The sequence below is a fragment of the Pseudomonas sp. DVZ6 genome, assembly GCF_024259445.1.
GTDB lineage: Bacteria > Pseudomonadota > Gammaproteobacteria > Pseudomonadales > Pseudomonadaceae > Aquipseudomonas > Aquipseudomonas peradeniyensis.
Window position 1 is genome coordinate 1 of sequence record NZ_JANCLM010000037.1, and the last position, 13,114, is coordinate 13,114.

16 protein-coding genes are annotated in these 13,114 nt (G+C 67.2%); 13 read left to right on the top strand and 3 right to left on the bottom strand.

All coding sequences use genetic code 11. The features are described from left to right. Positions 1-36: 36 nt before the first annotated feature. Positions 37-471, top strand: a complete 435-nt coding sequence (trxC, locus tag NMG10_RS20020) for a thioredoxin TrxC (protein WP_254464992.1) — start codon at positions 37-39, stop codon at positions 469-471. 6 nt (positions 472-477) lie between these two features. On the opposite strand, the gene NMG10_RS20025 is transcribed toward trxC, so the two are convergent. The 3 genes from NMG10_RS20025 to NMG10_RS20035 all read right to left on the bottom strand — a co-directional run bounded on the left by NMG10_RS20025 (position 478) and on the right by NMG10_RS20035 (position 1,968). Continuing rightward, complete coding sequence (locus NMG10_RS20025; protein ID WP_110735277.1) at positions 478-834, bottom strand: type II toxin-antitoxin system HigA family antitoxin; 357 nt, start codon at positions 832-834, stop codon at positions 478-480. Next, positions 824-1,132 (bottom strand): type II toxin-antitoxin system HigB family toxin, encoded by a 309-nt coding sequence (locus tag NMG10_RS20030; RefSeq protein ID WP_254464993.1) that lies wholly within the window; start codon positions 1,130-1,132, stop codon positions 824-826. The genes NMG10_RS20025 and NMG10_RS20030 overlap by 11 nt, the downstream gene beginning before the upstream one ends. Before the next feature lie 62 nt (positions 1,133-1,194). Continuing rightward, positions 1,195-1,968, bottom strand: a complete 774-nt coding sequence (locus NMG10_RS20035) for a ParA family protein (protein ID WP_198745742.1) — start codon at positions 1,966-1,968, stop codon at positions 1,195-1,197. Between the two features lie 317 nt (positions 1,969-2,285). Between NMG10_RS20035 and NMG10_RS20040 the strand changes: the two genes are divergently transcribed. Genes NMG10_RS20040 through NMG10_RS20095 form a run of 12 tightly spaced genes read left to right on the top strand, consistent with a single transcriptional unit; the run spans position 2,286 to position 13,112 of the window. Then, positions 2,286-3,008, top strand: coding sequence for a beta-ketoacyl synthase chain length factor (locus NMG10_RS20040; RefSeq protein ID WP_254464994.1), 723 nt, complete (start codon positions 2,286-2,288; stop codon positions 3,006-3,008). Beyond that, positions 2,984-3,802 (top strand): 1-acyl-sn-glycerol-3-phosphate acyltransferase, encoded by an 819-nt coding sequence (locus tag NMG10_RS20045; RefSeq protein WP_203648432.1) that lies wholly within the window; start codon positions 2,984-2,986, stop codon positions 3,800-3,802. The genes NMG10_RS20040 and NMG10_RS20045 overlap by 25 nt, the downstream gene beginning before the upstream one ends. After that, positions 3,771-4,043, top strand: coding sequence for a phosphopantetheine-binding protein (locus NMG10_RS20050; protein ID WP_186711983.1), 273 nt, complete (start codon positions 3,771-3,773; stop codon positions 4,041-4,043). Before NMG10_RS20045 ends, NMG10_RS20050 begins: the two co-directional genes overlap by 32 nt. 9 nt (positions 4,044-4,052) lie before the next feature. Continuing rightward, positions 4,053-4,307: an acyl carrier protein gene (locus NMG10_RS20055; RefSeq protein ID WP_234561599.1), complete on the top strand. Its 255-nt coding sequence runs from the start codon at positions 4,053-4,055 to the stop codon at positions 4,305-4,307. Next, on the top strand, positions 4,304-4,849 hold the full coding sequence (locus NMG10_RS20060) for a hypothetical protein (RefSeq protein WP_203648436.1): 546 nt from the start codon (positions 4,304-4,306) through the stop codon (positions 4,847-4,849). The genes NMG10_RS20055 and NMG10_RS20060 overlap by 4 nt, the downstream gene beginning before the upstream one ends. Continuing rightward, positions 4,846-6,516 (top strand): AMP-binding protein, encoded by a 1,671-nt coding sequence (locus NMG10_RS20065; RefSeq protein ID WP_254464995.1) that lies wholly within the window; start codon positions 4,846-4,848, stop codon positions 6,514-6,516. The genes NMG10_RS20060 and NMG10_RS20065 overlap by 4 nt, the downstream gene beginning before the upstream one ends. Further along, the gene (locus tag NMG10_RS20070; protein ID WP_254464996.1) at positions 6,509-7,243 is read left to right on the top strand and encodes a glycosyltransferase family 2 protein; all 735 of its coding nucleotides are present in this window, start codon (positions 6,509-6,511) and stop codon (positions 7,241-7,243) included. Before NMG10_RS20065 ends, NMG10_RS20070 begins: the two co-directional genes overlap by 8 nt. Next, positions 7,240-8,178 (top strand): glycosyl transferase, encoded by a 939-nt coding sequence (locus NMG10_RS20075; protein ID WP_254464997.1) that lies wholly within the window; start codon positions 7,240-7,242, stop codon positions 8,176-8,178. Before NMG10_RS20070 ends, NMG10_RS20075 begins: the two co-directional genes overlap by 4 nt. Then, positions 8,159-9,703, top strand: coding sequence for a histidine ammonia-lyase (gene hutH / locus NMG10_RS20080; protein ID WP_234561595.1), 1,545 nt, complete (start codon positions 8,159-8,161; stop codon positions 9,701-9,703). The genes NMG10_RS20075 and hutH overlap by 20 nt, the downstream gene beginning before the upstream one ends. Then, entirely contained in the window at positions 9,696-10,121 is a 426-nt protein-coding gene (locus tag NMG10_RS20085) for a thioesterase family protein (RefSeq protein ID WP_186711988.1), read from the top strand. The genes hutH and NMG10_RS20085 overlap by 8 nt, the downstream gene beginning before the upstream one ends. Further along, complete coding sequence (locus NMG10_RS20090) at positions 10,118-10,807, top strand: outer membrane lipoprotein carrier protein LolA (RefSeq protein WP_232854924.1); 690 nt, start codon at positions 10,118-10,120, stop codon at positions 10,805-10,807. The genes NMG10_RS20085 and NMG10_RS20090 overlap by 4 nt, the downstream gene beginning before the upstream one ends. Continuing rightward, on the top strand, positions 10,797-13,112 hold the full coding sequence (locus NMG10_RS20095; RefSeq protein WP_254464998.1) for an MMPL family transporter: 2,316 nt from the start codon (positions 10,797-10,799) through the stop codon (positions 13,110-13,112). Before NMG10_RS20090 ends, NMG10_RS20095 begins: the two co-directional genes overlap by 11 nt. Positions 13,113-13,114 lie beyond the last annotated feature (2 nt).

Consider the following 13,114-nt stretch of genomic DNA (forward strand, 5'->3'; position numbering starts at 1 on the left):
GCTGCACAGCAGCCCCAGCAATATCAAGGAGATAAAATGTCCGAACCCCTGGTAATCCCCTGCCCCCACTGCAACGGCCTCAACCGCCTACCCGCCGAGCGCCTGGGCGACAGCCCCAAATGCGGCCGCTGCAAGCAGGACGTGCTGCTCGCTCAGCCCTTCGACCTGAACGAGAGCACCTACGCCGCCCAGATCAAGGGCGACCTGCCGTTGCTGCTGGATGTGTGGGCCGACTGGTGCGGCCCCTGCAAGAGTTTCGCCCCGGTGTTCGAACAGGCCGCGCGCCAGCTCGCCGGCCGCTGCCGCCTGGCCAAGCTCGACAGCGAGGCCAACCGTAACCTCGCCGGCCAGCTCGGTATCCGCTCGATCCCCAGCTTGATCCTGTTCAGGAATGGCCGTGAAGTGGCGCGCCAGGCTGGGGCGTTTCCGCTGCAGTCGTTGCTGGAGTGGTTGCGCGGGCAAGGAGTCTAGATACGCTCACACACTGGCCAGAAGGGACTCATAGGGAATCCTCAGACCATCATGCAAGCGCTTGATCATCGAGAGGCTCAAGCCTCGCTTGCCGTTCAATACTTCGGAAACGCGACCGCTCGGACCGATATAGCGCTCAAGATCACGCGGCGTCAGCCCTTGCTGGTCCATGCAGAACTTGATCGCCTCGATCGGGCCCGCTGAATGAATCGGATAGTGCTTGTTCTCATAAACTTCGATCAATGTCACAAGCACTTCCATTTCATCCGCCTCCGGCGTCCCGGCTTCGGCCTGGAAAATGGCTTCCAGCCGCTTGAAGGCGGCCTGCAGGTCATCATCACTGCGAATGGGCTTAATATTCATTGATCGTCTCCACGTCGATCTCGTCATAGCGCTTGTGCGTTCCGACGAATTTCACCCAGGCAATACCTGCCCGATACTGCATTTCCACCACGAGCCGATACTTGTTGCCGCCGATGTTGAACACCACACGATTGTTCGCGCAGATGCTGGCATTGCTGATCTGCGCCTTCACGTCCTGTGGAGAACACCAATCGGCCTTGAGCACCAGGTCATGCCAGCTTTCCAGGGGCGCCTTGGCATCCTCATGCCCGGGCAGCTCCCAGAACCGGACCAACGATCGCTTTGCAATAATACGCATCCCGGCGCAATCTCCCGTTTTGGTAGATTTTAGTCAGGATCGGTACTGCTCGCAAGTACCGTCTAGGCGCTGCGCTCCAGCAGATCATGCAACTCGACGAACTGCTGGGTCAGTTTGTGCCGTGGCTCCAGGTGGATCAGCGGCAGGCTGGCATGGTGGGACTCGCGCATCTTCACCGAGCTGCCCAGGTAAACCGGCAGCACCGGCAGGCCTTCGGCCAGCAGCTCGTCGAGCATCTGCTGGGGCAGGCTGGCCCGTGACTGGAACTGGTTGACCACGATGCCCTCGACCATCAGCTCGTCGTTGTGGTCTTCCTTGAGTTCGTCGATCTCGGCCAGCAGGCCGTACAGCGCCTGGCGCGAGAAGCTGTCGCAATCGAAGGGGATCAGCACGCGATCGGCAGCGATCAGCGCGGAAACCGCGTAGAAGTTCAACGCTGGCGGCGTATCGATGTAGATCCGCTCGTAGTCTTCATCCAGCTCGTCGAGCAGTTTGCGCAGCTTGTTGATCTTGTGCTTGGCCTCGAGCTTGGGCTGCAGGTCGGCCAGCTCCGGGGTGGCGGTCACCACGTGGAGGTTGTCGAAGGGGGTTTCGTAGATGTCGACCTTGTTCTTCTTGGCGAACGGCCCGCTGGACAGCGACTGCTTGAAGAAGTCGGCGATGCCCATGGGAATGTCGTCGCCGGTCAGGCCGGTGAGGTACTGGGTCGAGTTGGCCTGGGCATCCAGGTCGATCAGCAGGGTCCGATAGCCTTCGCTGGCACTGACCGCCGCAAGATTGCAGGCAATGCTCGACTTGCCCACGCCACCTTTCTGATTGAACACCACGCGCCGCATGACAGACCTCCGTGTATCAACGAATGCCCGAGTATGTGGCGCCGCACCGCTTATGGCCAGCACTTCACTCAAGTTGGGCGGCCAGCGACCGACAACCTGTCACTGACCAGCCGTCGGAAAACCCTTACGCAGCAGATTCGATTCGATACTTCTGCGCAAATGCAATGTCTGACTGACAGGAATGTAACGACTAATTGCTACACACCTCCGTCACCGGGATAATGCGCGCCACTCGGCAAAGCGCCACCCTGCAAGGTCTGTGTTCCGAGTCATCCCCAAGGCAAGGAAGTCCCACAGGGCGGGAAGTAACAAGCACCGTGATCACCTTTGATATCAGCCAATGGCGCGCCTGGGCGCCCGGCCTGCAGACGCCCGACGACTGGCAGTCCTGGGCCGCCCATGACCTGCACCCATGCGCCGTGGAGCAGGTGCCGGACGTCTCGTTCCTGCCCGCCATGCAACGCCGCCGCCTGAGCCCGCTCGCACGCATGGCGTTCGCCGTGGGCTGGCCACTGGCCGAGGATTGCGAACCGATGCCACTGGTGTTCGTCTCGCGCCACGGCGAAACGCCGCGCACCTTCTCGATCCTCAGCGACCTGGCCGCACAGCAGCCGCTCTCGCCCACCCAGTTCAGCCTCTCGGTGCACAATGCCGTGATCGGCCTGTGGTCGATCCTGCGCGGCGAGACGTGCGAGATGACCGCTCTGGCCGCGGCCGGCGACGGTTTCGAGCAAGGCCTGCTGGAAGCCGCGGCCTTGCTGCGCGAAGGGGCGCCGGCGGTGCTGCTGATCATCGCCGAGGAACAACCGCCGTCGGTCTACGGCCCCTGGATCGACGACGTGCCATTTGGCTACGCGCTGGCATTGCGCCTCACGCCTGGGCGACAATGGCAACTGGCACTAGGCCACCCCTCATCGCCCGATGCTCCCCGCCCCCCGCTGCCCCACGCCTTGAGCTGGCTGCAAGCCACGCTGGGCGGTGCCCGATCCCTTTCCCACACCTGGAACCGCCGCACATGGAACTGGCAACGACAGCCATAGAGCGCCCCCGGGACGCCTACCTGTGGCGCCTGCTGGCAACCGCCCTGAGCTTTGGCCTGTTCGGCCTGGGTGGTCTGTGCCTGCGTCTGCTGGTGTTCCCCCTGCTCGCCTGCCTGCCGGGTGACGCCACGCGCCACCGCCAGCGCGCCCGGCGCACCATCGGCTGGCTGTTCTGGCGCTTCATCCGCTTCATGCAGGTGACCGGCGTGCTCACTTATGAGATCAAGGGTGCCGAGCGCCTGGGCAGCCCCGGGCAGATGATCATTGCCAACCACCCCTCGCTGATCGACGTGGTGTTCCTCATCGGCCTGGTGCGCCAGGCCAACTGCGTGGTCAAGCACAGCCTGTTCGCCAACCCGTTCACCCGCGGCCCGGTGCGCGAGGCCCAGTACATCGGCAACGACGGCAGCATGGACATGCTCGACAGCGCCGTCGCCGCCTTGCAGCAAGGCCAGCCGCTGATCATCTTCCCCGAAGGCACGCGCACCGCGCCCGGCCATGTCCCCGCCTTTCATCGCGGCGCCGCGGCCATCGCCCTGCGGGGTGCGAAGATCATCACACCCGTGACCATCCGGGTCAGCCCCACCACCCTGACCAAGAACGAGCCCTGGTACCGCATTCCCTGGCGCCGTGTGCACTTCTGCCTCAGCGTCGGCGCCGACATCGACCTCCAGGCCTTCGCCGCCATGGGCCCGGCGCCGATCGCGTCGCGCCGACTCAACGATTTCCTGCACCAGCACTATACAAAGGAGCTCGCCGCCGATGAGCGATCCACAGCAAGACCTGAACCGTGACCTCAAGCAACTGATCATCGACGCCCTGGGCCTGGAAGACATCAGCGTGCAGGACATCGACGACCAGCAGACCCTGTTCGGCGAAGGTCTGGGCCTGGACTCGGTGGACGCCCTCGAGCTCGGCCTGGCGATCCAGAAGCGCTACGGCATCAAGATCGACGCCGACGCCAAGGACACCCGCAACCATTTCAGCAACGTCGCCACCCTCGCGGCGTTCGTCACCGCTCGTCAGGCAGCCTGAGACCGCACCATGCAAACCCGTGAAGACATCTTCAACATCCTGCGCGACGCCCTGGTCGAGCTGTTCGAACTGCAACCGACCAGCATTTCCCTGGAGTCCAACCTGTACCAGGACCTGGAAATCGACAGCATCGACGCCGTCGACCTGATCGACCACATCAAGCGCCAGACCGGCAAGAAGATCGCCGCCGACGACTTCAAGTCGGTACGCACCGTGGGTGACGTGGTCGAGGCGGTGCACCGCCTGGTCAACCCGGCGGCATGAAACGCCTGATCGGCCTCGGCCTGCTGCTGGCCGGGCTGCTGTACCCCTTCGCGGTGCACTTCGGCATGGCCCATTTCGCCCCCTGGCAATTCGGCCTGCTGCTCGGCGGCCTGTGGCTGGCCCGTGCCCTGAGCACGCCGCGCCGCCCGGGCAGCCTGTGGATGGCGCTGGCGGCGCTGGCGTTCTGCGCCCTGCTGGGGCTGTCCGACAGTCCGCATCTGCTGCGCTGGTACCCGGTGCTGATCAGCGCCTTCATGCTGGCCCTGTTCGGCGCCAGCCTGCTGCGCGGCATGCCGGTGGCCGAACGCCTGGCGCGCCTGCGCGAGCCCGATCTGCCGCCCCATGCGGTGCGCTACACGCGGCGGGTGACGCAGGTGTGGTGCCTGTTCTTCCTGGCCAATGGACTGGTCGCCGCGGGCCTGACCCTGTGGGCGCCGCTGGCCTGGTGGACCCTGTACAACGGGCTGATCGCCTATGCCGCGATGGGCCTGCTGTTCGCCGTCGAATGGCTGATAAGACAACGTGTGCGAGGACGCTCATGAACTGGATCAACCTCGAACACCTGCTGCGCCCGCTGGACGCCCCGCGCCAGGTGACCCACGCACCATCCCTGGACCACGCCCAGCTCAGCCTGCAGGCCCTGCGCCTGGCCGGCGGCCTGCGTGAGCGCGGGATCCGCCGCCTGGCCGTGCACCTGGAAGACGCCGCGTCGCTGGCCATCGCCCTGCTCGGCGCCTGGCGCGCTGGCGCCGAGGTGCTGCTGCCCGCCGACCTGCAACCCGCCACCCGTGAGCGCTGGCAGGCCCAGGTCGACCTGTGGCTGACCACCGACGAGCAGCTAGACGACCTGCTGGATGAGGCCCTCGCGCCTGCCGACCTCGACCTCGACACCTGCCGCGTCAGCCTGTGCACCTCCGGCTCCAGCGGTGAGCCCAAGCGCATCGACAAGCAGCTGCGCCAGCTGGCCAACGAGGTCAATGCCCTGGAGCAGCTCTGGGGCAAGGACCTCGGCACGGCCTGGATCATCGGCAGTGTCGCCACCCAGCACATCTACGGCCTGCTGCTGCGCGTACTCTGGCCACTGTGTGCCGGGCGCGGCTTCGAGCGCCGCCAACTGCCATTTCCCGAAGACCTGCAACGCGCCAGCCGCGAGCACCCGGCGTTCGCCTGGGTGGCCAGCCCGGCACTGCTCAAGCGCATGGGCGACAACCTCGACTGGCCGGCCCTGAGCCCGGTGCGCAGGGTATTCTCCTCCGGCGGTGAACTGCCGCCAGCCGCCGCCGAAAGCCTGCAACAACGCCTGGGACAATGGCCCACCGAGATCCTCGGCAGCTCCGAGACCGGCGGTATCGCCTGGCGTCAGGGCGAACCGCTGTGGCAACCCTTTGCCGACGTGCAGTTGAGCCAGGATGAACGGGGCGCCCTGCGCATCGCCTCGCCCTACCTGCCCGCCGGTCATGTCGAACAGAGCGCCGACGCCGCCGAGTTCAGCGACGACGGGCGCTTCCGCCTGCTCGGCCGGCTGGACCGCATCGTCAAGCTCGAAGAGAAACGCATCTCGCTGCCCATGCTCGAACAGGCCCTGTGCGCCAATGCCTGGGTCGCCGAAGCACGCCTGGGGATGATCGAGGAAGGCCGCGCCTACCTCGGCGCCCTGGTAGCCCTGACCCCGGCCGGGCTGCACGCCCTGCGCAACCAGGGCCGCCGCGCCGTGATCGACGGCCTGCGCCAGCACCTGGCCGGCCATTGCGAGGCGCTGGCCCTGCCACGCCGCTGGCGCCTGGTGCGCCAGTTGCCTCTCAATACCCAGGGCAAGCTGCCCCAGGCCGATCTGCAGGCGCTGCTGCTGGCCTCGCGCAGCATGGCGCCGGAGGTGCTGGAGCACAGTCGACAAGGCGAAGAGCTGCACCTGCGCCTGGCGGTGCCCCTGGATCTTGCCTGCTTCCCCGGTCACTTCCCGCAGACGCCCGTGCTGCCGGGCGTGGTCCAGGTCGACTGGGCGCTCGCCCTGGCCACGTCGCACTTGCACCTGGCCCAGCGCTTTGCCGGCATGGAAGTGCTCAAGTTCCAGCAACTGGTGCGCCCCGGCGACGAGCTGCTGTTGACCCTGCGTTTTGATGCCGACCGCGGCAAGCTGTACTTCGCCTACGCCTGCGCCGGGCAGCCCTGCTCCAGCGGTCGCATCGTGCTGGAGGCCGCCTGTGCATAAGCCTTGCGCGGTAATCCCGGTGTACAACCACGAACAGGCGGTGCCCAAGGTGGTCGACGACCTGCTGCGCGCCGGCCTGCCTTGCGTGCTGGTCGACGACGCCAGCCACGCGGCCTGCGCCCGGGTACTGGGCCAGCTGGCCGAGCGCGACGACGTTCACCTGGTCACCCTGGCGGTCAACCAGGGCAAGGGCGGCGCGGTGATGGCCGGCTTGCGCGAAGCCGCGCGGCTGGGCTTCAGCCACGCCCTGCAGGTGGATGCCGACGGCCAGCACGACCTGACCGATGTCAGCCACTTCCTGACCCAGTCGCAGGCTTATCCACAGGCGCTGGTGTGCGGTTATCCACAGTACGATGCCAGCGTGCCCAAGGGCCGCCTGTATGCCCGCTACCTGACCCACGTGTGGGTGTGGATCAACAGCCTGTCGCTGCGCATCCCCGATTCGATGTGCGGTTTTCGCGTCTACCCGCTGCCCGCGACCCTGGCGCTGATCGACAGCGTCAGCCTTGGTCGGCGCATGGATTTCGACCCGGAGATCCTGGTGCGCCTGGCGTGGCGCAACCAGCCGATGCGCTGGTTGCCGACCAAGGTCCATTATCCTCAGGACGGCCTGTCGCACTTCCGTCTGTTCCACGACAACGCACTGATCTCGAAGATGCACGCCAAGCTGTTCTTCGGCATGCTCCTGCGCGCCCCGCTGATCCTCTGGCGCAGGTGGCACGCATGAGCGAGCGTCCGCAACACTGGGCCGAGCACCAGGAACGCGGCAGCTTCTGGCTGATGAAGCTCACCGCCACCCTGGCCCGCCTGCTCGGGCGGCGCGTGCTCAGCCCGCTGATCCATGTGATCGTCGCCTACTTCTTCGTCTTCGGCGGCCGCGCCCGGCGCAGCGCCTGGCAGTACCAGCAGCGCCTGCACCGCTGGAGCGCCGGCCAGGTCCAGGCCCCCGGCCAGTGGCGCGTGTTCCGCCAGTTCATGTCATTTGCCGAAGCCCTGCTGGACAAGCTCGACGTGTGGAATGGCCGACTGGCCCTGTCGCAGATCGACATCATCGACCCGGCCAACCTGCGCCAGCAGTTGCGCGGCGAACGCGGGCAAATGCTGGTGGGCGCGCACCTGGGCAACCTGGAAGTGTGCCGGGCCCTGGCCGAGATCGGCGAAAAAGTGACCATGAACGTGCTGGTGCATACCCGCCATGCCGAACACTTCAACCGCCTGCTGGGCGAAGCCGGCGCCAGCCACCTGCGGCTGATCCAGGTCAGCGAGCTGGACCCGGCGGTGATGCTACAGCTGTCGGAGCGTCTGGAGCGCGGCGAGTGGCTGGCGATCGCCGGCGACCGCGTGCCGCTGCATGGCGGTCGCACCGTAGAAGTGGACTTCCTCGGCCACGCAGCGGCCTTCCCCCAGGGGCCGTGGCTGCTGGCCGGGCTGCTCGGCTGCCCGCTCAACCTGCTGTTCTGCCTCAAGCTTCAGGGCCGCTACCAGGTCACCCTCGAGCCGTTCGTCGAGCGCCTGCAATGGCGCCGTGGCCAACGCGACGCGGTGATCGCCGAATGGGCCGCCCGCTACGCCGAACGCCTGGGCCACTACTGCGCCCAGGCACCGCTGCAATGGTTCAATTTCTACCCCTTCTGGAAGACCGATGACGATGCATCCGCATGAGCCTGTAACCTTCGGCGAAGCGCCGCTGGCGATCGAAGACGTCCTGGCCCTGGCCGAGCGCCGCGCGCCGTCGCGCCTGCAGGCTGACGCCACCTACCGCGAGCGCATTGCCCGTGGCGCGCGCTTCCTCGACACCTTGCTGGACAAGGAAGGGGTGATCTACGGCGTGACCACCGGCTACGGCGACTCCTGCGTGGTGGCCGTGCCGCTGGAGCACGTCGAGGCCCTGCCCCGCCACCTCTACACCTTCCACGGCTGCGGCCTGGGCCGGCTGCTCGACGCGCCGGCGACCCGCGCCGTGCTGGCGGCGCGCCTGCGCTCGCTGAGCCATGGCGTGTCCGGCGTGCGCCTGGAGCTGCTGGAGCGCCTGCAGGCGTTCATCGAGCATGACATCCTGCCACTGATCCCCGAAGAAGGTTCGGTCGGCGCCAGCGGCGACCTGACACCGCTGTCCTACGTGGCCGCAGCCCTGTCGGGCGAGCGCGAAGTCATGTACCAGGGCGAGCGCCGCAGCAGCGCCGACGTGCACCGCGAACTCGGCTGGCAGCCCCTGGTGCTGCGCCCCAAGGAAGCGCTGGCGCTGATGAACGGTACTGCGGTGATGACTGGCCTGGCCTGCCTGGCCTTCGCCCGCGCCGACTACCTGCTCAAGCTGGCCACGCGCATCACCGCGCTCAATGTCGTCGCCCTGCAGGGCAACCCCGAGCACTTCGACGAGCGCCTGTTCGCCGCCAAGCCGCACCCCGGCCAGACCCAGGTCGCCGCCTGGCTGCGCCAGGACCTGGCCATCGAGGCCCCGCTGCCACCGCTGCATCGCCTGCAGGACCGCTACTCGCTGCGCTGCGCGCCCCATGTGCTGGGCGTACTGGCCGACAGCCTGGGCTGGCTGCGCAGTTTCATCGAAACCGAACTCAACAGCGCCAACGACAACCCGATCATCGACGGTGATGCCGAGCGCGTGCTGCACGGCGGGCACTTCTATGGCGGGCACATCGCCTTCGCCATGGACAGCCTGAAAAACCTGGTGGCCAACGTCGCCGACCTGCTCGACCGCCAGCTCGCCCTGCTGGTGGACGTGCGCTACAACCACGGCCTGCCGAGCAATCTTTCGGGCGCCGAGGCCGAGCGCGCCATGCTCAACCACGGTTTCAAGGCCGTGCAGATCGGCGCCAGTGCCTGGACCGCCGAGGCACTCAAGCAGACCATGCCGGCCAGCGTGTTCTCTCGCTCCACCGAGTGCCACAACCAGGACAAGGTAAGCATGGGCACCATTGCCGCCCGCGACGCCCTGCGCGTGCTGGAACTGACCGAACAGGTTGCCGCCGCCACCCTGCTGGCCGCCAACCAGGGGGTCTGGCTGCGCCAGCGCCTGGCCGACGCGCACGCCCTGCCGCCGGCCCTGGCGCAGATGCACGCGGCCTTGCTGGAGGACTTCGCCCCGGTCATCGAGGACCGCGCCCTGGAGCAAGACCTGCGCCTGTGCCTGGCCCGTATCGGCCAGCGCCACTGGAGGCTGCATGCGTAATCCCGGGGTGTTCCACGTCGACAGCGAGATCGTCGTGCCATTCTTCGACGTCGACAGCATGCACATCGTCTGGCACGGCCACTACGTCAAGTACCTGGAAGTCGCCCGCTGCGCGCTGCTCGACCGCCTGGAGCACGACTACCTGCGCATGCAGGCCAGCGGCTATGCGTGGCCGGTGATCGACCTGCAGCTGCGCTACATCCGCGGCGCCACCTTTGGCCAGCGCCTGACCGTGCGCGCCAGCCTGGTGGAATGGGAAAACCGTCTGAAGATCCACTACCTGATCAGCGACGCCGCCAGCGGCGAACGCATGACCCGCGCCAGCACCGTGCAGGTGGCGGTGCACATCGAAAGCGGCGAAATGCAACTGGCCTCGCCCCAGGCGATGCTCGATGCCGTTGCCAAGGTGCTGCCATGAGCGCCGCGCTGTGCACTGGCATTGCCAGCCTCTTCGCGGGTAAACCCGCTCCCACAGGCACCGCGAAACCTGTGGGAGCGGGTTTACCCGCGAAGGTCCCGACACTGCTCGCCCTGTTGCTGCTGTTCATCAGCCCCCTGACCCTGGCCTTCACCCTCGACGACCTGCAAAAGCAGCTCAGCGAACCTGCCGTGGTCAGCGGCCCGTTCATCCAGGAAAAACACCTGCGCGCCCTGCCCCAGCCACTGACCAGCAAGGGCCGCTTCGTCCTGGCCCGCGACCACGGTCTGCTCTGGCTGCTACAGACCCCGCTGAGTCAGGACTACCGCATCGACGCAAAGGGCATCGCCCGCCGCGACCCGAGTGGCTGGCAAACGTTACCCGCACGCAGTGCCGGCGCCGAACAGAACCGCCTGTTCTTCGCCGTGCTGCAAGGCGACAGCAGCGGCCTGCAACGCGATTTCGAACTGGCGCTTTCAGGCGACGCCGCGCACTGGCAATTGCGCCTGACCCCACGCTCGCTGCTGCTCAAGCAAATCTTCACCCGCATCGACATCGCCGGCGGTCGCTATGTCGAGCGCATCGAACTGAGCGAAACCCAGGGCGACAGCACCGTGCTGCGCATGCCCGAAAGCCGTGGTGCCAGCGCCCTCAGCGACGCGGAGCGCAGCGATTTTGCCGACTGAACGCCTGCTGCCGCGCCTGTTCGCGGGCCTGCTGCTGATCATGCTTGCCGTGGCCGGCTGGCAATGGCATCGCGGTGCGCCGCTGTCGGCCGACCTGATGACCCTGGTGCCCGGCGCCACCCAGGACCCACTGGTCAAGCAAGCCGAGCAACGCATGCAGGAGCCGCTCAACCGCGAGCTGCTGGTGCTGGTCGGCCATTCCCAGCGCGAGCAGGCCGTCGCCCTGGCCCAACGCCTGGCCGGTCAATGGCAGGCCAGCGGCCTGTTCGAGAAGGTGCAATGGAGCCTGCAGACCGACCTGCAAGCGCTACGCAGCCAGTTGCTGCAGGGCCGCGTGGCCATGCTCTCGACCCACGACCGGCAATTGCTGGCCGAGCAGCCCGACACCTTTGTCGAGCAACGCCTGCAAAGCCTGTTCGACCCCTTCGCCGGCTTCAGCCTGGTGGCCAGCCAGGATGACTGGCTCGGCTTGAGCGGCCGCATCCAGCAGAGCCAGCCCAAGCCGGTCAACGTGCAACTGGACACCGCCAGCGGCGCGCTGGTGGCCGAAGCCGACGGCCAGCAGTGGGTGCTGCTGCGCGCCCGCACCCTGGGCAACGCCTTCGACATGCACCTGCCCTTGCAGGTGGCCGACCTGCTGGCCCGCGCCCGCGTCGAGGCCAGCCAGCAAGGCGCCCGACTGCTGGCGACCAGCGGCCTGCTGTATGCCGCGGCCGGCCAGCAACAGGCCAGCCGCGAGATCACCTGGGTCGGCGGCGGCGCCACCGTGGGCATCCTGCTGCTGTTGCTGCTGGCTTTCCGCCGCTGGCGCGTGCTGCTGGCCTTCGTGCCGGTGCTGGTGGGCATGCTGTTCGGCTCGGTGGTGTGCGTGGCGCTGTTCGGGCAGATGCACGTAATGACGTTGGTGCTCGGCTCCAGCCTGATCGGCGTGGCCGTCGACTACCCGCTGCACTACCTGTCCAAGAGCTGGAGCCTGCAACCCTGGCGCAGCTGGCCGGCCGTGCGCCTGACCCTGCCGGGGCTGAGCCTGAGCCTGGCGACCAGTTGCATCGGCTACCTGGCCCTGGCCTTCACGCCGTTCCCCGCGCTGACCCAGATCGCCGCGTTCTCGGCCGCCGGCCTGGTCGGCGCCTATCTCAGCGCCGTGTGCCTGCTGCCGGCGTTGCTCGGCGGTGTCGAGCTGCGCCCGGCCCAGTGGCCACTGCGCGTCGCGCAATGGCTGACCGAACTGCGCGCCGGCCTGCTGCGCCGAGTCCCCAGCGCTGCGCTGCTGGCCCTGCTGGTGCTGTTCTGCGCCGCCGGGCTGTGGCGCCTGGACAGCCGCAACGACGTGCGCCAGTGGGTCGGCAGCCCGCCGCAACTGCTGGAGGAAGCCCAAGCGGTGGCACGCATCACCGGCTACCAGCCCACCAGCCAGTTCTACCTGGTACGTGGCGCCGACCCACAGCAATTGCTGGAACGCCTGGCGGCGCTGTCGGAAAAACTCGACGAGCTGGTCGACCTGGGCAAGCTCAAGGGTTACATGTCCCTCGATCGGCTGGTCGCCAGCCCCGCCGAGCAGACGCGCACGCTGCAGGCGCTGGATCGCCTGCCCGGACACTGGCAACCGCTGCTGGCCCAGGGCGTGCCGGAAACCGCGCTGCTGGCCGAACTCAAGCAATTGCACCAGTTGCCTATCCAGTCCATCGACGATGTCCTCGCCGGCCCCCTGGGCGAAGCCTGGCGCCCCTTGTGGCTGGGCCAGGTGGACCAGGGCGTGGCCGCCATCGTCAGCCTTCAGGGGCTGAACGACACCGCCTTGCTGCGCCTGCAGTCCGAGGGTCTGCCTGGCGTGCAGCTGGTGGACCGGCTGGGTGAGCTGAACCAACTGTTTGCCGCCACCCAGGTCAGCGCCGCCGAGCTCAAGCTGCTGTCGTGCGTGTTGATCCTGGTGTTGCTGGTGCTGCCGTTCGGCCTGCGCGGTGCCTTGCGCATCGTCGCCCTGCCGCTGCTCGCCGCGCTGTGCAGCCTGGCCCTGCTGGGCTGGCTCGGGCAGCCGCTGACGCTGTTCAGCCTGTTCGGCCTGCTGCTGGTGACTGCCATCGGCGTCGACTACGCGATCCTCATGCACGAGCGCGTCGGTGGTGAAGCGGTGAGCCTGCTGGGTACCCTGCTGGCAGCGCTGACCACCTGGCTGTCGTTCGGCCTGCTGGCGCTGTCGAGCACCCCGGCGGTGAGCAATTTTGGCCTGGCGGTGAGCCTGGGGCTGGCAATGAGCTTCATCCTGGCCCCCTGGGCCGCGCCGCGCGAAGGAGCGCACAGCTGATC

What these genes read in the sequence shown, in the direction of transcription:
- hutH (WP_234561595.1), top strand. Translation starts at nt 8,159, where the DNA reads ATGACGATGCATCCGCATGAGCCTGTAACCTTCGGCGAAGCGCCGCTG.
- NMG10_RS20065 (WP_254464995.1), top strand. Translation starts at nt 4,846, where the DNA reads ATGAACTGGATCAACCTCGAACACCTGCTGCGCCCGCTGGACGCCCCG.
- NMG10_RS20085 (WP_186711988.1), top strand. Translation starts at nt 9,696, where the DNA reads ATGCGTAATCCCGGGGTGTTCCACGTCGACAGCGAGATCGTCGTGCCA.
- NMG10_RS20060 (WP_203648436.1), top strand. Translation starts at nt 4,304, where the DNA reads ATGAAACGCCTGATCGGCCTCGGCCTGCTGCTGGCCGGGCTGCTGTAC.
- NMG10_RS20075 (WP_254464997.1), top strand. Translation starts at nt 7,240, where the DNA reads ATGAGCGAGCGTCCGCAACACTGGGCCGAGCACCAGGAACGCGGCAGC.
- NMG10_RS20025 (WP_110735277.1), bottom strand. Translation starts at nt 834, where the DNA reads ATGAATATTAAGCCCATTCGCAGTGATGATGACCTGCAGGCCGCCTTC.
- trxC (WP_254464992.1), top strand. Translation starts at nt 37, where the DNA reads ATGTCCGAACCCCTGGTAATCCCCTGCCCCCACTGCAACGGCCTCAAC.
- NMG10_RS20090 (WP_232854924.1), top strand. Translation starts at nt 10,118, where the DNA reads ATGAGCGCCGCGCTGTGCACTGGCATTGCCAGCCTCTTCGCGGGTAAA.
- NMG10_RS20035 (WP_198745742.1), bottom strand. Translation starts at nt 1,968, where the DNA reads ATGCGGCGCGTGGTGTTCAATCAGAAAGGTGGCGTGGGCAAGTCGAGC.
- NMG10_RS20045 (WP_203648432.1), top strand. Translation starts at nt 2,984, where the DNA reads ATGGAACTGGCAACGACAGCCATAGAGCGCCCCCGGGACGCCTACCTG.
- NMG10_RS20030 (WP_254464993.1), bottom strand. Translation starts at nt 1,132, where the DNA reads ATGCGTATTATTGCAAAGCGATCGTTGGTCCGGTTCTGGGAGCTGCCC.
- NMG10_RS20050 (WP_186711983.1), top strand. Translation starts at nt 3,771, where the DNA reads ATGAGCGATCCACAGCAAGACCTGAACCGTGACCTCAAGCAACTGATC.
- NMG10_RS20055 (WP_234561599.1), top strand. Translation starts at nt 4,053, where the DNA reads ATGCAAACCCGTGAAGACATCTTCAACATCCTGCGCGACGCCCTGGTC.